Origin of the sequence: Prevotella denticola, assembly GCF_900454835.1 — a bacterium.
Lineage (GTDB): Bacteria > Bacteroidota > Bacteroidia > Bacteroidales > Bacteroidaceae > Prevotella > Prevotella denticola.
In genome coordinates this window covers 697,849-716,822 of the sequence record NZ_UGTM01000001.1, presented here as the reverse complement: position 1 = coordinate 716,822, position 18,974 = coordinate 697,849, and the positions used below count along the sequence as shown (strand labels likewise).

At 48.6% G+C, this 18,974-nt stretch carries 19 protein-coding genes and 1 tRNA gene; 6 read left to right on the top strand and 14 right to left on the bottom strand.

All coding sequences use genetic code 11. The features are described 5' to 3' along the window. Positions 1–124: 124 nt before the first annotated feature. From DYH27_RS03025 to DYH27_RS03015, 4 genes are read right to left on the bottom strand one after another with little or no spacing between them, the layout of a single operon-like run. Complete coding sequence (locus DYH27_RS03025) at positions 125–1,228, bottom strand: metallophosphoesterase (protein WP_025067631.1); 1,104 nt, start codon at positions 1,226–1,228, stop codon at positions 125–127. Between the two features lie 17 nt (positions 1,229–1,245). After that, a complete protein-coding gene (locus DYH27_RS03020) occupies positions 1,246–2,592 on the bottom strand; it encodes an MATE family efflux transporter (protein WP_025067632.1) in 1,347 nt (448 codons plus the stop codon). A 15-nt stretch (positions 2,593–2,607) separates the two neighbouring features. Continuing rightward, positions 2,608–2,748 (bottom strand): hypothetical protein, encoded by a 141-nt coding sequence (locus DYH27_RS13360; protein WP_004354244.1) that lies wholly within the window; start codon positions 2,746–2,748, stop codon positions 2,608–2,610. 34 nt (positions 2,749–2,782) lie between these two features. Beyond that, a complete protein-coding gene (locus DYH27_RS03015) occupies positions 2,783–3,457 on the bottom strand; it encodes an MgtC/SapB family protein (protein ID WP_025067633.1) in 675 nt (224 codons plus the stop codon). Between the two features lie 172 nt (positions 3,458–3,629). Between DYH27_RS03015 and DYH27_RS03010 the strand changes: the two genes are divergently transcribed. Beyond that, positions 3,630–4,181 carry a sugar O-acetyltransferase gene (locus DYH27_RS03010; protein ID WP_004354264.1) on the top strand — a complete coding sequence of 184 codons (552 nt, stop codon included), beginning with the start codon at positions 3,630–3,632 and terminating at the stop codon, positions 4,179–4,181. A 694-nt stretch (positions 4,182–4,875) separates the two neighbouring features. Here DYH27_RS03010 and fmt read toward each other — a convergent pair. The 3 genes from fmt to DYH27_RS02995 form a co-directional block, all read right to left on the bottom strand. Next, on the bottom strand, positions 4,876–5,889 hold the full coding sequence (gene fmt / locus DYH27_RS03005) for a methionyl-tRNA formyltransferase (protein ID WP_025067634.1): 1,014 nt from the start codon (positions 5,887–5,889) through the stop codon (positions 4,876–4,878). Between the two features lie 100 nt (positions 5,890–5,989). After that, complete coding sequence (locus DYH27_RS03000) at positions 5,990–7,786, bottom strand: chloride channel protein (protein WP_025067635.1); 1,797 nt, start codon at positions 7,784–7,786, stop codon at positions 5,990–5,992. A gap of 12 nt (positions 7,787–7,798) precedes the next feature. Next, a complete protein-coding gene (locus DYH27_RS02995; protein WP_004354235.1) occupies positions 7,799–8,368 on the bottom strand; it encodes an L-threonylcarbamoyladenylate synthase in 570 nt (189 codons plus the stop codon). Positions 8,369–8,705: 337 nt separating this feature from the next. Between DYH27_RS02995 and DYH27_RS02990 the strand changes: the two genes are divergently transcribed. Both DYH27_RS02990 and DYH27_RS02985 read left to right on the top strand, forming a co-directional pair. Next, complete coding sequence (locus DYH27_RS02990; protein WP_029216457.1) at positions 8,706–9,374, top strand: DUF4230 domain-containing protein; 669 nt, start codon at positions 8,706–8,708, stop codon at positions 9,372–9,374. Between the two features lie 2 nt (positions 9,375–9,376). Continuing rightward, positions 9,377–10,057 carry a DUF4230 domain-containing protein gene (locus tag DYH27_RS02985; protein WP_025067636.1) on the top strand — a complete coding sequence of 227 codons (681 nt, stop codon included), beginning with the start codon at positions 9,377–9,379 and terminating at the stop codon, positions 10,055–10,057. Here the strand turns inward: DYH27_RS02985 and DYH27_RS02980 are convergent. Both DYH27_RS02980 and DYH27_RS02975 read right to left on the bottom strand, forming a co-directional pair. Beyond that, entirely contained in the window at positions 10,035–10,277 is a 243-nt protein-coding gene (locus tag DYH27_RS02980) for a hypothetical protein (RefSeq protein ID WP_004354191.1), read from the bottom strand. The two genes, DYH27_RS02985 and DYH27_RS02980, sit on opposite strands and share 23 nt — an antisense overlap. A gap of 3 nt (positions 10,278–10,280) precedes the next feature. After that, positions 10,281–10,880: an NUDIX hydrolase gene (locus tag DYH27_RS02975; protein ID WP_025067637.1), complete on the bottom strand. Its 600-nt coding sequence runs from the start codon at positions 10,878–10,880 to the stop codon at positions 10,281–10,283. Positions 10,881–11,696: 816 nt separating this feature from the next. Between DYH27_RS02975 and rplU the strand changes: the two genes are divergently transcribed. Both rplU and rpmA read left to right on the top strand, forming a co-directional pair. Then, complete coding sequence (gene rplU / locus DYH27_RS02970; protein ID WP_004354248.1) at positions 11,697–12,014, top strand: 50S ribosomal protein L21; 318 nt, start codon at positions 11,697–11,699, stop codon at positions 12,012–12,014. A gap of 16 nt (positions 12,015–12,030) precedes the next feature. Next, positions 12,031–12,321 (top strand): 50S ribosomal protein L27, encoded by a 291-nt coding sequence (gene rpmA, locus DYH27_RS02965; protein WP_004354217.1) that lies wholly within the window; start codon positions 12,031–12,033, stop codon positions 12,319–12,321. 603 nt (positions 12,322–12,924) lie between these two features. Here the strand turns inward: rpmA and DYH27_RS02960 are convergent. From DYH27_RS02960 to DYH27_RS02950, 3 genes are all read right to left on the bottom strand, one after another. Next, positions 12,925–14,013 (bottom strand): hypothetical protein, encoded by a 1,089-nt coding sequence (locus DYH27_RS02960; RefSeq protein ID WP_029216456.1) that lies wholly within the window; start codon positions 14,011–14,013, stop codon positions 12,925–12,927. 115 nt (positions 14,014–14,128) lie between these two features. After that, positions 14,129–16,180: a peptidase U32 family protein gene (locus DYH27_RS02955; protein ID WP_025067638.1), complete on the bottom strand. Its 2,052-nt coding sequence runs from the start codon at positions 16,178–16,180 to the stop codon at positions 14,129–14,131. Between the two features lie 115 nt (positions 16,181–16,295). Next, positions 16,296–17,186, bottom strand: coding sequence for a homoserine O-succinyltransferase (locus DYH27_RS02950; RefSeq protein WP_025067639.1), 891 nt, complete (start codon positions 17,184–17,186; stop codon positions 16,296–16,298). A 353-nt stretch (positions 17,187–17,539) separates the two neighbouring features. Between DYH27_RS02950 and DYH27_RS02945 the strand changes: the two genes are divergently transcribed. Further along, positions 17,540–18,127, top strand: coding sequence for a LysE family transporter (locus tag DYH27_RS02945; RefSeq protein ID WP_029216455.1), 588 nt, complete (start codon positions 17,540–17,542; stop codon positions 18,125–18,127). 267 nt (positions 18,128–18,394) lie between these two features. Here the strand turns inward: DYH27_RS02945 and DYH27_RS02940 are convergent. Further along, positions 18,395–18,470 (bottom strand) — tRNA-His (locus DYH27_RS02940). 109 nt (positions 18,471–18,579) lie between these two features. Next, entirely contained in the window at positions 18,580–18,966 is a 387-nt protein-coding gene (secG, locus tag DYH27_RS02935; protein ID WP_025067640.1) for a preprotein translocase subunit SecG, read from the bottom strand. Positions 18,967–18,974: the final 8 nt, after the last annotated feature.

Here is an 18,974-nt window from a genome sequence, read left to right as displayed (position 1 = left end):
CTGCCAAACAATTTGATGGACTGAACCCGGTCTACCCGGACCGGTTTACGAAAAGACAAACAAGAAAGAGCGTATCAGACAGGCCGGGAAGCATAGTCTGATACGCTCTTTCGAAGAGTCCCGCTTACTTGAGTTCGGCTACAATATATTCCGACCGTGTCCCGATACGGAACTTTCCACCCCAGATGCCTATTCCCGATGATACGTAATATCCTGTGCGCCCTTTTCTCAACGGCCCGAAAGCATCCTCATAGATGACGTCTTCTAACCAGCTGACAGGCCACACCTGCCCATAGTGCGTATGCCCGGAGAACTGGAAATCAATACCGCACTGTTGTGCTTCTTCCAGATGATAGGGCTGGTGATCCAGGAGTATCGTATAATAGCCTCGTGGAGCGGACTTCATCAGTTCCTGCAAAGTGGTGCGCTGCTTATTCGTCCGGTCGTCGCGGCCTATAACAAGAAGGCTGTCTCCGCCCGCCAGAGGAACCAGAGCATGGCTGTCAACCAGCAGATGTACACCTGCCTCTCGATAGAATCTCTTGGCCTGTGGTTCACCGCTCAGATATTCATGGTTGCCCAGACAGGCATAGACGGGAGCTTTCAGTCTTCTGAACTCTGCCGCCATATTCTGGTCGGCCAGTGCACGGATGCTGCCATCGATGATATCACCGGCAACAAGGATAAGTTCTGGCTGTTCTGCATTTACTTTGTCCACCCATTTCCGGAACTCATCTGCACGGTTATGATAGCCCAGGTGCAGGTCGCTCAGCATCACCAGCCGGTGCTGGCGGCACAGATGTCTGGAGGACTCCAATACCAGCGGTACACGCACTTTGTGCAGGTAATTCAGATATCCGTAGACAAACAGACCGGTCATGATAGCCACGACGGACACCGTTCCTGCCCAGCTGTTGTAAAGAAAGGAACGGGGGATAAGATGAACCATTCTCCCCAGGTCGAGTACCAGGAACAGCATCAACAGATACAAGCCGATGAAGACAGAAGAGTTGCCCAGTTCGTATAATGTTACGGCAACCCGCATGGGCTTGTCGTCAAGTCCAAAGATAAAGTTGGTGAAAAGACAGACGATGGACAGCAGCATAGCTCCTGTGACAATCCATTTTCCGGCAACAGTGAGTGGCAGAAGCTGCCAAACGTGCCAGCTTACATATCCGCAGCCTGACAGAAGAGTCAGGAGAAACACAATTATCCAGATAATATTCATGTTGGTTTCCTTTTGAGCTAAAATAAAGTTGAATAACGATATGCCCATACGGAAGAAGCCGCACCTCTCATGAAGAGAAACGAGAGGAATGCTATCCACAGGGCATCATTGGCCAGACAGTTCCGGAGCAGACTGTACACAAGGAAGAATGTTGTCATTGCCACTGCCGTCGAGAACAACATGCCTTTGGTAGCTGTCAGACCGATAAAGACACCATCCAATATGAATGCTGCCATTCCTGCTGCCGGTATCAGATAAGCCCAGAGCAGATAGGGGCGTGCTGATGCCACGACTGCTGCGTCGTCTGTGAGAAGATGCAGGAATCCAGCTCCGCCTGCGACATACACGGCTGTAAACAACGATGCCATAATGACTCCGAAGACGAACAGACGGCGTACGATTTTATGCAGTCCCGCCCTGTCACCAGCACCATGATATCTGCCGGCCAGTGCTTCGCCAGCATAGGCAAAACCGTCCATCATATAGGAGAAGAGCGTGAACAGCGTCATCAGAAGTGTATTGACGGCCAGCATCATGGTCCCTTGTTTTCCACCTGCAGATGTGAAGAAGAAGTTTACAGCCACCAGACAAAGCGTCCGCAGGAAGATATCCTTGTTCACACGGAAGAACTCGCCCCATGCTCTCTTCACTGTCAGTACATGCCTGAGCGTTGCCCGCAGTCGCATTCCGATTCCCTTTCCGCCAGACAGGACAAACTCTTCTGTCTGGACTGTCATCCGGCGGTATGCCTCCGAAAGGGACACGGAAAATCCTGTCCATTGTGCCAGCATGGTCCCTGCAGCGACACCGCTGACATCCCAGTCCAGTATGAAGACAAAAAACAGCGAGGCGAGAATGTTGACCACGTTCTGCAGCACTGCAACCAGCAGCGGCGTCCGTGTGTCCTGCATGCCGATGAACCAGCCTGTCAGGCCATACAGTCCCAGCATGGCAGGGGCGCCCCATATCACAATCCGGAAATACGTACTGACAAGATTCCATGAGGCTTCCGGCGTGTTCATCAGCCATAACATCCCTCGTTCTATTTCCTGCTGTACCGCGATAAAGAACAGTCCTATGCCTATCCCCAAAAGAAGTGTGCGCACAAGGATAGCCAGGCATTCTCCGCCATCATGCCGTCCGAAGGCCTGCGAGGTCATGCCGCTCGTTCCCATCCGCAGGAAGCCCAGCAGCCAGTACATGACATTGAAAATCATCGTGCCGACGGCGATGGCACTGATATAGGCTTCATTTCCGATATGCCCGACGACCGCGAGGTCTACAAGTCCCAGCAGCGGGACCGTCACATTGCTTATGACGGAGGGTACTGCAAGACGGAGTATTTCTCTGTTCCACTTGTCCATCAGCTGCCTCTCTTCCTATTCTCGTATATAACCCCTTGCTGTGAGATCATAGTAAAGAGCCTCCAGTTCAGGCAATGTCAGCTGTCTGACCGAATGCTCCAGCACCCGGACAAGTTCTGCCCGCCGGGTGTCATACTCTTTTTTGTCGAAATCCATGTCTTATGTTTTTTACAGGTCTGTAAAAATCGGCCTATTCAATTGTCTCTACCGTTACCTCTTTGAACTCTGTCATGAAGTTGAGCAGATGATTCTGGTAGCGGTTGCGTTTGAGCTTCATCTCCATCGTCACGGCATAAAAATGTCCGGAAGAAGTATCTTTGCGCTGCATCTCGTAGGAGTCGATGACAACTTCCTTCTCACGCAGCCGCTGGAGCAGCTGCTGGATAGAGGCCTCTTCCGGCGTACTGAAGGTTACAGTGATGTTGCGTGTGCCGAAGTGTCTGAGGATAAAATAGAGTGCCTCCAGACAAAGAAGCACGAGGACGGTCGTAGCGATGGACAGTACGTACATGCCTGCACCAGCGGTCATGCCGATGGCTGATGTCACCCAGAGACCCGCTGCCGTGGTCAGTCCCCTTACCACATGCTTCTGGAAGATGATGGTTCCTGCGCCGATGAATCCGATGCCTGTCACCACCTGAGAGGCGATGCGGCTCGGGTCGAGTGACACCTGTTCGTAATGTCCCAGCACACCGTCAAAGCCGAACTGTGACAGAATCATGAACAGTCCGCTGCCCAGCGCAACGAGGAAATGTGTCCGGAATCCCGCCTCCTTGGCACGATATTCCCGTTCCAGCCCGATGGCTCCGCCCAGCATGGCTGCAATGAAAAGCCTCAGTATGAATTCATAAGTTATCATGTTCATGTCTTCTCTCCTTTACATATTATAGATAGATAAATCATTGTCGCAAAAATACAAAAAAACTTCATTCTTTTCACACTTCTCCTCCTTAAAATATTTTTTTCATGAATAAAAATCTCTGTTTCTTTGGAATAAGATTCGTACCTTTGTCGATATAAACACTAAAGCCAGGAATATGACAGAGAAAGAAAAACAGCAGAAAGGAATGCTTTACCAGGCCAGCGACCCTGAGGTGTTGAAAGACCTTTACCGCTGTGAGAGCGAGTGTTACGAAATCAACCGGATTTCACCGTCACGCAGGGAGGAGCGTATGGAACGACTGCGGAAGCTGTTCGGCAAGGCAGGTGAGGGGATGTTTATCGTTGGTCCGTTCTTCTGCGACTATGGCTATAATATAGAGGTGGGCGAGAACTTCTTTGCCAACACCAACTGCGTGATTCTTGATGAGGCCAAGGTGACCTTCGGTGATAATGTCTTTATTGCACCCAATTGTTCTTTCTACACTGCCGGTCATCCTCTTGATGTAGAACAGCGGAACAGGAAGATAGAATACGCTCTGCCCATCCACGTGGGCAACAACGTATGGATCGGCGGTAATGTCGTCGTTGTGCCGGGGGTGTCGATAGGCGACAATACCACAATCGGTGCCGGATCGGTCGTGACACATGACATTCCAAGCGGTGTCTTGGCAGCAGGCAATCCCTGTAAGGTCATCAAGAAGATATAGGTGTACAAGACCTGTTCCAGACTGGCAAAGGATAACTCCGACTGTCAACAGTCCGACAATCTGTCCTTGGACGAATGCAAATATAGTTCCATGCCTTCCAGCCAGATGGCATCGTATCGACCCCGTTAAGTAGGGTTCCGTATGAATCTCCATCCCGGCTTTTTCCAGCACTAAGTACTTGCTCATGAAAACGTGTTGACACCCGTCACATACCGTGTTGTCGGTGAGTCACATATCGTGTTGTCGTTAGACACCGGTCGTGTCTACGGCCCGGACCTTGTAATAATATTGACGGAACGGAGTTCCATGTGCGTCAAGGGACGGAATCCGGAGGTGCCGGAAACAGGTTCACAGACATCGCGGACGGAGTCGCCGGCCGTCAGGGATCCTGGATGTCAACGCAGGCCTGATGCTGTCTGTCCGCAGCTATCCGTTGCCGCCGCCGTGTCCCGTTCTGGGATTATGGGCACAGGCCGGAATGATCTGCGGGGATTCCAGCCCGATAGACGTGCCGGGAAGCTCCGGACCTTCCCGGCACGTCCTCGTCCGGGCCGTGCCGGGAGCCGCTGCGGACCGCCCGTCCGTCCTCCCGCACACGCCTTTCAGGTAAAAGAGATTATGATAAACATTAATATCGAATGCTATTCGAAACGATTATCTACACTCCATGCTCACTTGACTTAAAAATAAAAAATCAGAATCTGTATTTGTTTATCTCTTTAAATCCATTGAGAAAAGAACATACATCCATACGCTTCTTGCCTGACAACTGCACATCAAGAAGTTCCAGAAGAAAATCAGCAGTATTGACATAAAGGCGGGTTTTCTCAACGACGAATGTGCCACAGCGACCCATGCAGGGACGATTGGTCTTGGAAACCTTGAATATTTTTAACACCAGCGGTTTGTCCACCTCTCCTTCTATGATATGGAGTTTACTCCAGCTACCAGGATATGGGCTGAGACCACGTACGAAGTCATAAATATTCCTGGAGTTCTGGTTCCAGCAGATTTCACACGTCTCCTTGAATATCTTGGGTGCAGAATGAAGCTCAGATCCTAAAAACATCTGGGGAGTACTGATTTCATCAAGAATGTGTCCGAAGTCCATACTCTCCAGATTTTCTTCCGGCAGCTTGGAGGCGATGAGACTGATCGTTTCAAGGGCAATTTCCGCACCCAGACGCATCAGCCCATCATACACATATTCTACATCTGCTGTATCAGGTATTTCAAACGGCTTCTGCAGAATGATTCTCCCGGTGTCAATGTCCTTGTCAAGAAAGAAAGTCGTCACTCCAGTTTCCGTCTCCCCATTGATGACTGCCCAGTTTATCGGGGCTGCACCACGATACTGCGGCAGCAGAGCCGCATGGACATTAAATGTACCCAATGGCGGCATAGACCAGATTACTTCCGGCAGCATACGGAAAGCTACGACCACCTGCAAGTCGGCTTTGAAAGAACAAAGCTGCTCAACGAATGCAGGATCTTTCATCTTTTCAGGCTGGAGTACCGGCAATCCTTTCTCCACAGCATACAGCTTTACTGCAGACGGCTGCAGTCTGTCTTGATGACGGCCGACAGGTTTGTCCGGACGGGTTACGACGGCAACAACATTATAGCCGCACTCTACCAATGCTTTTAATGTTTCCACAGCAAACTCTGGAGTTCCCATGAAAACGATTCGTATGTTTTCTTTTTTCATTTTCTTTGATGATTAAACAGAGAGGAACCCTCTCTAAGCTGCACTTCCTCGCAGGCAGGTAAAGGGTCGGACTTTCCATCCTTTGCCCCAAGAAGTGAGCTTATTCTGCACTGAAATCTGCCACCAACTGCCGGTACATACTATAGAGGCGTGCTCTGGAAATGTACCCTATCAACCGACCATCCACACTCACGACAGGCAGATTCTGTGCTCCCGTACGATCAAAGGTTTTCATCACATCTTCCATCGGGTCACCGGCTCCCAGAGTTGCTGCAGGCGGTGTCATAAGCTGGCTGACATGAAACCGGTGATAAAGTTCTGTCCGGAAAATGATATACCGCAGTTTGTTGATGTCTATCTCTCCCAAAAGACTTCCGCTTTCATTCAGGACGGGAATGTAATCATTCCGGCTGGCACTGAGCGCATGGACGAGCTGCCCCATCTCCATATCCGGGCCAACCGATGTGAAGTCACGGTCGATGATTTTGTCCATACTCATCAGGGTAAGAATGGACTTGTCTGTATGATGCGTAAGAAGTTTCCCCTGTTTTGCCAGACGGACAGCATATATACTGTGATGCTCGAAGATATTAATAGTAAGGTAGGAACTGATGGTCACGATGATCAGTGGAATGAAAAGCTGATATCCCCCCGTCAGTTCGGCAATGAGGAAGATGCCAGTCAACGGTGCATGCATGACGGCAGCCATGACGGCGGCCATGCCATAAAGCGTGAAGTTCTTCTCCGGAACATAAACACCTAACTGCTGTATGTTCCACAGGCGAGCAAAGAAAAAACCACCGAAGCCGCCAATGAACAAAGCAGGAGCAAAAGTTCCTCCACACCCGCCGGCACCATTTGTAGCACTTGTCGCAAAAACCTTTGTCAACATGACGAGTCCGACGTAAAGTACGAGAAAATTTGTCTTTTCTGCAAACATAGATCCGCTCATCACCTGCATCCAGTCGGCTTCGGTCTTCCCTTCAATGAATAACCCAAGACTGCTGTACCCCTCACCATAAAGTGATGGAAAAAGGAAAATCAGCGGCGAGAGCACGAGTCCCCCGACAAGGAGTTTCAGATAAGGCCTGGAAGACAGCTTCCCATAGCCGTTCTCGCACCACGACATCATGCGCATGAAATAAAGGGAGAGAAATCCGCAGGCTATACCCAGCAGGATTGTCGGCGGAACACGGTCGAGTCCCCAGAGATAATCCATTTGAAAGTGATACATTGCCGACCCTCCTGTGAATAAGTAAGAGAAACAGGTCGCTGTAACCGAAGCTATGAGAATAGGCAAGAGCGAAGCCATGGTCAGGTCTACCATCAGCACTTCGAGTGTGAATACCAGACCGGCAATCGGAGCTTTGAAGATACCTGATACGGCCGCCGTTGCCCCGCATCCGACAAGAAGCATGAGCGTACGGTTGTCTAAATGGAAGATTTTCCCAAGGTTACTGCCTATAGCCGAGCCTGTCAGCACAATAGGAGCCTCGGCTCCTACAGAACCGCCGAAACCGATGGTTATGGCAGAGGCAACGATGGATGACCAGGTGTTGTGCGGTTTCAGCCTTGATTGTTTTGTGGAAATAGCATAAAGGACACGTGTGATTCCGTGTGAGATATTATCACGTACGACATATTTTACAAACAGACTCGTCAGCCAGATGCCTACGACAGGATAGATGAGGTAGAGCCAGTTTATGGTCGTAACTTGAAAGCCGGAAGTCACCAGTTCCTCTATTTGCTTGATAATAAAGTGAAGGACATAAGCAGCCAGTGAAGCAAGGAAACCAACTGCAAACGCAAGTACAAGGACCAGTTCACGGTCGGAGATATGCTTCTTTCTCCAAGTATCCACCCGAGATATAATTCCCAATCTTTCAGATACCTCCATCTGTCTGATCAATTATTTCCTTATAATTTTTACCTGTCCGTCAATTCCCAGCTTCACAATACTTGATGGAGTATGCGGCTTGTGCTCCTGACGTCTTGACTCGCATACATAATCAACCCCGTCTATAATTTCCTGTGAGATGTCGCAGTAATTCTGTGCTGACGGCTCACCGCTGATATTTGCCGATGTACTTACAATGGCTTTCTGAAAACGATAGCAAAGCTCATGTGAGAAAGGTTCCTTCGTGATGCGCATCCCGATAGATCCATCCTGAGCTATCAGGTTTTCCGCAAGGTTCACCGCACCGTCAAGAATCAACGTTGTCGGTTTGTCCACAGCATCTATAAGCTGCCAGGCCACATCGGGCACACTGCGCACATAACGCTGCAGACGGTCATCCGAATCCACGAGACAGATGAGTGCCTTGGAGTCATCCCTGCGTTTCAGCGCATAGACCTTTGCCACAGCTTCTGCATTCGTTGCATCACAACCTATACCCCACACCGTATCCGTCGGGTAAAGAATTATTCCGCCATTCTTCATCACGTCAATCGCTTTCTTGATATCGTCTTCCTGTTTCATCTTGGTTTATTGATACTTTCCGTATAAGCAAACGCAAAGATAGGCTAAAAAAACGAGAAATCAAAACAAAATCGGGAAAAAGGAAACATACAGTTTTTGGCGGTTGTTGTATTCGCACCAGAATATCATAGAACAGCCCAGAAGGTGAAGTCCGGTTCTCTCTGCATCCGCTTTCATACCTCCCAAACATTTCTGCATCCTATGGACTTCTGGGATGAAACAGACTGCTCATACGGGTTTCCTGTCTCCCAGGGGAAAGACAGTTTCGGCAGGGAAGTTATGGCATGATTCAATATTTTTATTTAAATTTGCAGTGTTCAAACAAGACAGAATAAGTATGAAGAGAATCACCATCCTACTACTCTTCCCGTTATTGGTAGCATCTGCCTGTAAAGACAGACAAAAGACAGAGGATTCAACATCAAAGAACGTAGACACGATTCCTATGTTGGTGACACAGGTACAGCAATGCTCCCGTCTCTATACCACAGAATATCACATTCACAAAATCATCACACACGATGACAAGATGAAGGTCTCTGGCTCGTTCATGAAACATGAATTCAGTGTGAATCTCCCTCTGGGAGACCGTCGCATAGCAATCCCCATGGATGCCACCCTCAAGGCTTATATAGATATGTTAGGCTTCAGCGATAAAAACATAAAGCGAACAGGGAAACAGCTTGTCATCACCCTACCCGACCCCAAAATCATACTGACATCAACAAAAATAGACCATAAAGATGTAAAACAGTACGTTGCGCTGACCCGTCAAAATTTCACGGATGCCGAACTGACTGGTTATGAAGCACAAGGCAGGAGGCAGATCATTGATGCCATACCACAGATGGGTATTATCGAACAGGCACAGGCAAGTGCAGCACGTCAGCTTGTACCTGTTTTCACTTCAATGGGATATAAGGAATCCGATATAACTATTTCTTTCCGTAAGAAATTTACACTTAGTGATCTACAGGAAATGATCAAAGCAAATAGAAAGGATTGACAATGGGAAACAGACAAAAAGGCGAATTCATTACCAAGATGGTGAAACAAGGAAGCGGGAAGAGCAGTCACCGGATTATCAACATAGTTCCGATGTTGTACAGATTCCGCCTCCTGATTCTCTTTGCTCTCATCAGCCTCGGCATTATTCTTTTTCTATGGCTTAATTCATCCAACAGGGTCAACGTGGAAGCTGATCAGCACATAGACATCACACCGACACAGATCCGACAGATTCAGGACATTGGACAGTGGGAATTCCTTTCTGTCAATGATGAAGAACTTATCGATACGGTAAAGCGAGGGTTCTTCTCCGATGCAGAGCTTGTACGTATCTACTATGGAACTTTACGCTTCGGCATCGATCTCCATAAAGCTCATCCTCATTGGATTCACGTTGAGAATGACAGCATTATAGCAGCCCGACTTCCATCCATAGAACTGCTTGATTCTAATTTCATCGACGAAGCCAGGTCACGCTCTTTCTTCGAGAAAGGAGACTGGTCTCCGGCTGATCGTAATCAGCTTTACGACCGGGCATACAAAAAAATGCTTGCCCGCTGTATGACATCCGAGAACCTCAAGGCCGCCGAGGAAAATGCCCGTCTGCAGTTCTCACAGTTCCTGAAGGCAATGGGATACAGGAATGTGAAGATAGCCATCACTCCAAGGAAAGACCGCTGAGAGCCTCTTTCATATCCTCTGCAAACCTTGAGTGTGTCAACAGAAAGTCTTTCTTTCCTGCTGCAAGCCTCGCATAAAGTTCCGGATTCATCGACTCCACATACGAACTGATGGCATACTCGATATCGTCTTTCTGCCGCTCGCTGTGCGAAAAGGCATAAACCTGATACTTCTGATGGAAGAAGCAGAAGGCCTCTTCAATGCTGTCTTTCGTTATCATAGTTCAATCATTTTGTACCAGACCACACACTGGAGAGGGATGCGATGATGAAAAATATTTCCACAAAGGAGCCACCATCAAAGCCTGGATAAAGTCGCCGTCCTGCAGCATCCGCTTGACTTCCTCTTTGGGATACAGACAGACGTCAATATCCTCTGTTTCATCAAGGTGCGGTCTGTCCGTCTTCTTTACCCCACGGGCAAGGAAGCAATGACAGAGATTGTCCATTACACCCGGGTTGGGGGCTATGGTCATGATTCTCTCCCACTCGCCACCGGTAAACCCGGTTTCTTCCTTCAACTCTCGCCGGGCCGCCTGCAATGGGGTCTCACCTTCTTCCATCACCCCGGCACAGATTTCTGTTGACACAATGCCGAGACCGTGCCTGTACTGGCGTTCCAGAATAATATTTCCATCTTCCGTCTCTGCTATCACATTGACCCATCCCGGGTACGAAAGTACGTAATATTCATCATATATCCTGCCATCAGGCAGCTGGACGGTATCACGTCTTGCCTTCAGCCATGGACGATTGACAACCTGCTCGGAAGAGAGCGTTTTCCATTTCATCTCCTGATCACTACGTAGCTTTACTTTCTCCATAGGGTAAACGGTCTTGGGGTTTGGACAGGCAAAGTTATCGTATTCTTTTCAAATAAGCAAATTAAAATGAACTTTGTGAAACATCTCCACTCCACGACAGACAGAAGATACATCCAGACATATAAAGCATATTCTGAAAATTCCAAGTTGGACCTTTGCCTACATGAATGTTTATTATAGACATTGCCAGCTCCTTGTGTCTTCATGCTTTTATACGGCACGCTCTGCTTTCTCTTCCAGTCGCACTGCCTTCTTATGCTCTTTCAAGGAAAAAGCTGAATCTGATCGCCTGAAAAGCAGATGTACTATAAAGGTGATTTCAGAAACTGCCATAAAAAATCATGTCTGTTGACAGATGTCTCAAATCTTTTTCATATATTTGTAACCGAGGAAGCAGGGGATTGCCGCTCCCCTATCACTCATTATCGAAGGCAGCCCCTGCGGCAGGGAGCTGTTCTATGGAGGACAAGTCTATGAGGCGTAAACCGAAAATGCACAATGAACATGAGTTTGACATCGACAACATCTATCAGGAAGATGACCGCCAACTCGAAATTCTGGAAGAATATACCTTTGAAGGACTGACCAGATAGTCCGGAAAAGAAGTCTACGCTAAAAACGGGTTCTGAAAAACCTCAAAGGATTTTCAAAACCCGTCTTTAATTATTGTTAACAAGGGAGGAAAAACCATACGTACTTATCCGTATAACATTAAATTTTAGTAACTTTGCATCCGATTATGCCGTTTCGGGCTCAGAACAAGTGCTGGAAAGATGCTCAGCCGCCCAGCGGTACAAACCCGTTTACAATAATAAAATGTACGCAATTGTAGAAATTAACGGTCAGCAGTTCAAGGCTGAGGAGGGCAAGAAGCTCTTCGTAAACCACATCAAGGATGCGGAAGAAGGCAAGGCTGTTGAGTTTGACAAGGTTCTGCTGGTTGACAACAACGGAACAGTCACAGTAGGTGCACCGACTGTTGAGGGTGCCAAGGTAGTAGCTGAGGTAGTAGCTCCTCTCGTAAAAGGCGACAAGGTAATCGTCTTCAAGATGAAGCGTCGCAAGGACTACAGGAAGAAGAACGGTCACCGTACCCACTTCACTCAGGTAGAAATCAAATCAATTAACGCTTAAAAAGGAGGACTTAAGAATGGCACATAAAAAAGGTGTAGGTAGTTCTAAGAACGGTCGCGAATCAGCTTCAAAGCGTTTAGGTGTCAAGATCTGGGGTGGACAGAAGATTGTTGCAGGCAACATCATCGTTCGCCAGCGTGGCAACAAGCACTTCCCAGGCGAGAATGTTGCACAGGGTAAGGATGACACACTGTATGCACTTGCAGACGGTGTCGTTTACTTCCACAGGGGCAAGTACAATAAGAGTACTGTCTCCGTCCTTTCCGAGGAAGCCTACGCTGCAAAGACTGTAAAGCCTGAAGCTTAAGCAAAACAAAGCAAAACTATTCCAAACAAACAACATAATCCCGGCTCCAAGTATGGAGACCGGGATTTATGCGTTCATAGGAGACCATCTGAATAGGGTGTAAGATCATTCTACTTATGAAAAAAACTCCTAAAGTTTAGAGTGGCTAGGATGCTGACAATGAGGACAGAATTACCAACTGTTTATTGCAAAAGTTTATTTCTCATTTGCTGTCACTTTTAACAGTCTTCACAAATACATTGTCTATTAGTGTGTTATATGTATTTACAGTGTGACGGCAGTGACAGGAAAATAATTTCACAACAGACCGGTCACAGGCGCATCTGCCTTGGATGAATGTCAGGCTATGTTTTATCCTAAAGTATATTCTTCTGCGGCAGACTCTTTATCGGGGGGCAGATGTTTATTCAGAAAGCTTACTTTCTGCAAACAAACTTCTATCCGAATAACAAACTACTTCTGTCAGATTAATACTTAGCGTGATCCGTACTGAGCCTTGACACCATGGGTGTACACCCTCAGCACCAATGGTGTTTACCCTCGGCACACTGACAGTAAAGAATCAGTGTGCAGTGTAAATGATAGTTCCATGGGGAAAGGAGGCTATTCATTCACTGCCCCGCAGTGTGGACACCGGCCTTTCCGGTGCAGCCGTCTGCCGCAACTGCCACAGTAATAAGTCTCGCTGCTATGCCGCATATATATACGGAAGGCATAGTAGATATAGGCGAGAAGAAGCAGATAGCCTATATAGTATAAGGTGAGAACCGAGAAGACAATGTAATTGACGGCACACACCGCTGCAAGTCCGGAAAGATAAAGGAGAGCCTCAGCCGGCTGCAGCAACCTGCGCACATCATCTACCGTCGCAATGGCAATAATCAGCATCGCCCATACAAGCACCAGGAAGATATTGAGCAGCAAGGGCTGGGAAAAGGGGTTGAGCGAAGGATGGAAGTAGAACTCACGCCATGTCTCCGGTGCAAAGAGCTGAATGCTGGCATAGAAAGCTGCCGAGAGGGCTACGATGACAGCCAGCAGCGTTGGGTACAGGGAGTTGATGTCGTTGAAGTGTACGATATGTGCGTTCTGCTTCAGTATCTTGCGGGCAAGGTATCCCACGGCTATGACAGATATGATAATCAGGAAGATGAGCAGGTGGATATTCGAAAAAGTAGAGATAAACTGCGAAATGGGATCGTCCGGATCAACCTGCTTCAACAGATGCCCCTCATGGACCCATCCAAAAGCATAGTCCTCCGTGGCTATCTCTACCCAGACTGAATCCTGCTTGTCATTCGGGAGAATGCGCACATCGGCCACCACGATGCCTTTTCCCCTCCGCACGGCAAAGGAGTCCGTCTCCATCCGGTTCACGGCTTCCTCGGGCTGCTGGCGAATCAGCATCAGAGAATCGGACGTGACGACAAAGTTGAATCCCTGTGAATAATGATGCTTTACACGGAAGGAAAGCGAATCGACGCTGCCTGCCGCTCCCTGCCAATCATCTGTTGTACTGTCGCTCTGTTTCAACAGGGAATCCCCCCCGGCTTGCAGGCGTCGGGAAATCTGGGCTTCCTGTATACTGTCGGGCAGACGGAAAGAAGAGGGTGTCTTCTTGTGGTAGCAGCCTGCCATCAGCAAACTTATTCCTAAGAGAATTATCGGTAACAGAGAATAACTTCTTCGCATATTGCTTGAATTTAAGCCTTCCAGGAGGCTGGAAAGGCTGACTTGTTAAGATTTTGCTTGTCAAAATACCCTGCGGACAGACCGCTTGGTCCAAGGCTTCGGGAAGGATTCTGCCTTATGCTGGGTGAATGTTCATCTGGCAGTGCTCACAGTCGAACTCCAGACGGAAGCGGCGTTTGTCGGGCAGTACGAGAAAGAGAGGCTCCTGCCATACAGGCTTCCGTCCGCCACGTCTGACACAGTAGCCGAGGGAATAACGGATGCAATGACGGCACTGCATGAGAATCGGAGTGCTCTTGGACGGCTCAATCTCAAAGGCCGGGCGGACCGTTCCGAGTCCCTGTTGCACATAGAACCGGCGTGCAGCATCATTGGAGATATTATATAGGTAGGGGAATTTCTCATACTGGGAAGGATTTACCGACGAGAACCGGGACTTATCACTTATCTCTTCATGTACAGAGAGACGGTGAATGGTCATGCGCTTCATTCCCCTTACCTGTTCATCAAGTCGCCCGACCACGTTACGGCGCAGTTCGGCAAGCACACTGCTTGGCAGGAAGAACCGCCCTCCCCCCTCTTCTATCTCCACATCCGTACATGTATAAACCGTATTTCCCAGTTTCGTTAGCTGGCGGACAATATTGTCGTGCTGCGGCTTCCGGGCCACCTGGAGAGCGAAAGGGACTGATGCCTCAGCCACGTCTCCCCCACTTCTCATCTCTGCTTTCACCCATATATTTCCATGAAATTCCAAAGTATCTGATGAGTGCGCTTCAGAGAGGGTGGAGGAAGTCTTGACCCCAAACCGTATCTTTATTGGAATCTTGCGCTCCGCCGTCTTCCCACTCAATATTTTATCAAAGGCCTGGTCCTGGTTACGATACAGAGCCATACCGGGTTTCAATCCTCTTGGCATCTTGAACGGATAAAGCCGGTTGCCTGCAACACGGTTTATACGAAAACCCTCTAAATGAGTGGGCGGGATGACGGGGTGACGAGCAGACGGGGCGGTTGTTTGCAGATTACTTGCACCACCGACTTGCCTGCCTGTCGGTCCGTCAGCCCGCTTGCTTGTGAGAAAGCATAGCCCATCCCCATTGGCAAAAGTCGCCGTACCGGCTACATTGAAGCTGTCGCGGCGAATTTCCTTCACCGTTCCGACAAACTCTCCCAATGCCTTTGGCGTATCAGGTGAGAAAATGTCAGCCTGCCGCCCTTTGAAGAAGTAATCGGTATAGCCACGGTTGAATGTCTTTTTCAGGTCGGGAGTGAACGAATAGCGAACCTTTCCCAGCGATGCCCGACGGAACTCGTCTGGATATCTGCGTATTATCTCGTCAATACGCTGACTGTAAGCCGAGACGACGTTCTTCACGTAGTCAACATCTTTCAGACGACCTTCTATCTTGAAGGCACACGCACCAGAGCGTATGAATGCCTCAAGGTTGTCAATCTGACTCATATCTTTCAGCGACAGTAAATGCCGCTGATGTTCTATGGTCCTGCCAGCAGAATCGACCAGATCGAATGCCAGCCGGCAGAACTGGGCACAGGCACCACGATTGGCGGAACGGCCGAAACAGTACTGTGAGGCATAGCAGATTCCACTATAGCTTACACACAAAGCGCCATGTATAAATGCTTCCAGCTCAAGCCCGGGCAGCTGTTTGTGAATCCGTTTTATCTCATCGGAAGACAGTTCACGAGCCAGCACGACACGGTCGAAACCCTGCCTGGCCAGCCATCCGGCCTTCTCTGCCGTCCGTGTATCACATTGCGTGCTGGCATGAAGGGCCACAGTGTCGGGGACTATCTTTCTGACCTCGCTCATCAGCCCCATGTCTTGTAGAAGGAAAGCGTCAACACCGGCCTTGACAAGTGTACGGACAAGAGAAAGCGTCTCCGCCAGTTCGTTATCATAGACAATCGTATTGAGGGTGACATGGACGGTAGCACGATACCGGTGGGCATACTCACACAGTGTACGGATGTCTTCCACACTATTGCCTGCCGACTGGCGGGCACCGAAGCGGGAAGCTCCGATATATACGGCATCTGCACCATGGTCGATGGCAGCAATGCCGCATGCTAAATTCTTTGCCGGGGCAAGTAATTCTATCGGAATGGGTGATGGACGATGAAAGACCGGTGATGATGAGTGCATATGGATGGGTTATATGATGGGCATGAGTGCATATGGATGGAGAATGTGAGGCGATGTGAATATGAATGATTAGAGAGGATGGATGAACTGCAAAAGTTCATCTCATCAACTCCCATCACCTATCCCCCAGCACCCAGTTAATCCAGTTGGAAAACAGTAGATTAGCATGTGCGCGCCAGGTTACAAGCGGCCCTTTCTCCGGCTTGTCCTCACGGTAATAATGCCTGGGGACTGCAACATCATTCCGTCTGCCAAGATCACGGTGATACTCCCTGTCAAGTGTATCGGGAGCATACTCCAGATGACCCGTGATAAAGTACTCGCACCCACTATGCGACATGACTATTGACACACCGCTCTCTGCCGAGTCGGCTATGACTTCGAGACCGGCTACCGGCTCAATATCTTCACGCCGTATCTCTGTATGACGGCTCTGCGGCATCTGGAAGACATCATCGAATCCACGGAAAATCGGCAGATCGGGACTCAACACAACAGTCGGAAAGATTCCAAACATCTTTTTATCCAAAGGATGCTTCGGGATACCATAGAAATGATAAAGCCCTGCCTGAGCTGCCCAGCAGATATAAAGCGTCGAGGTGATATACTGCCGCGCCCAGTCGAAGACCTCTGTAAGCTCGTCCCAATAGTCTACCTCTTCGAAAGGCATTCCCTCGACAGGCGCACCGGTGACAATCAATCCGTCGAACCGTTCCTTGCGAATATCACCAAAGTCACGGTAAAACCTCTTCATGTGTTCCGCTGTCGTATGCCTGGAGACATGACTCCGTAGCTTCATGAAACAGATTTCCAACTGAAGCGGACTGTTGGACAGCAGACGCACGAAGTCGGTTTCCGTCACTTCCTTTAATGGCATGAGGTTAAGTATAACTATGCGAAGCCGCCGTTCTACGCTTCCCTGCCCTTGCGATACATCTCTGATAAAGATGTTCTCGCGTTTCAGTATATCGATAGCGGGAAGTCCGCCGGGTAATATTAATGGCATATTCTGTATCTGACTTATCATTGAGGGCCACAGAACAGCTCCTGTCTCTGTTCGCTGATAATGAGGTACAAATTTAGATAAAATTCCCGAATTATAAATCAGTTGGAACAAAAAAAACGAAAATGAATATTTCAGAAGGCTTGTTGCCTAACGTTGAGAATGTCACAAACATTACACTTCTATCTTGAATGTCTGGGCTGGTCCGGCTGTCAGAACTGCCATCAGAACAGAAGACACAATGCAATTCTGAGAATGAAAAGAAAGCTGTGTGCGATTTTATTCGTAAATTTGCAGTCTCATGCCGAACCGTCCGGTCATGATACAGCGTTTCCTATAAAACCCACAACAGCAATATGCCGCTCTCGCTTCTCCCCAGTTTGCTCCTGCAGATATTGGTTGTCGGATACACGCCAGGTCCAGCCAACATCTATTCTCTTGCCATGTCTTTGAAGTATGGAAGGAGACAGTCACTTGTCATGTGGTTCGGCCTGCTGACAGGATTTTCCATTGCAGTATGCCTGATGGCCGTACTGGCTCACTGTATTGGGCTCGCCTTTGCGGGATATATTCAATATCTGAAATATCTTGGAGCAGCCTATATACTGTTTCTGGCATATAAGGTGAAGAAAAACAGACAGGAGTCTGGCGGAAAGCATGATGATTGCAGTTTCACAAGCGGAATGCTGGTACAGATGACAAATGCCAAGATGCCGCTGTTCGACCTGACCGCTTTCAGTACTTTTGTACTGCCCTACAGCAATGAACTGGCCGATCTGCTTGCCGTAGGAGCATGGCTGCTGATAGCCGGTCCGGGTGCCAACCTGCTTTGGCTGGCAGCAGGCAGTTGTCTCCGGAGATTCTTTACAGATTACCAGCAACAGGCTGCACGCATAAGTTCCATCACCCTGGCACTGTGTGCTGTTTATATCGCCTTGGCATAAGCTGTACACCCCATTCCAGTTCCTCCAAAACGATACGGTTTCCTTCTCCCCTGATGAATATCCCAAGCCTCCGTCTCACTATTTTCCAACAAACGATCAGCTTTCGGTCTCCTGACCAATGTCTTGAAAGAATTCAGGCAGACTTCAGTTAAAAAAATATTGCAATTTAAAGTTACGGACGTTGCCAGTATGTTTCCGGTTGCATTTCTGTCTATAGAGAGAAAAGCGGAAGCCCTTTACATAAAGGATTTCCGCTTGTTTCTTGGAGGGTGGAGGGTGGGACTCGAACCCACGACATTCAGAACCACAATCTGACGCTCTAACCAACTGAACTACATCCACCATGTCGGCTATTTCCACAGCTATGACGGCTGTTTCATTTTAGCGAGTGCAAAGGTACGGGTTTTATTTGTTTTAGGCAAACATTTCCCGTACTTTTTTGCATTTGTTTGTTATTTTGCAGGTGCAGAAGGGGTGGCAGGAGTCTGTGCGGCACCGCCCTGTGCAGCCGGAGCAGCCTGTTTCTGCTGGCTTGCACCGAAATTAGGCAAGTTGTTCGGGTTTGTCGTGTTACCCTCTGTCGCAGCCTTCTCGATAACACTCTCATCTGTGTTTGCTGTAGGTGCGACATAAGCACTGGCAACGCTGATGACGACCATGGCTATCGCCAGCCCCCAAGTAGTCTTCTCGATAAAGTCAGTCGTCTTGCGGACTCCCATGATGGCATTAGATGATGAGAAGTTTGATGAAAGCCCACCACCCTTTGACTCCTGAATCAGTACGACACCTATCATCAAGAGTGCTGCAATCACGATAAGGATTACGAATAACGTGTACATTTTCTTCT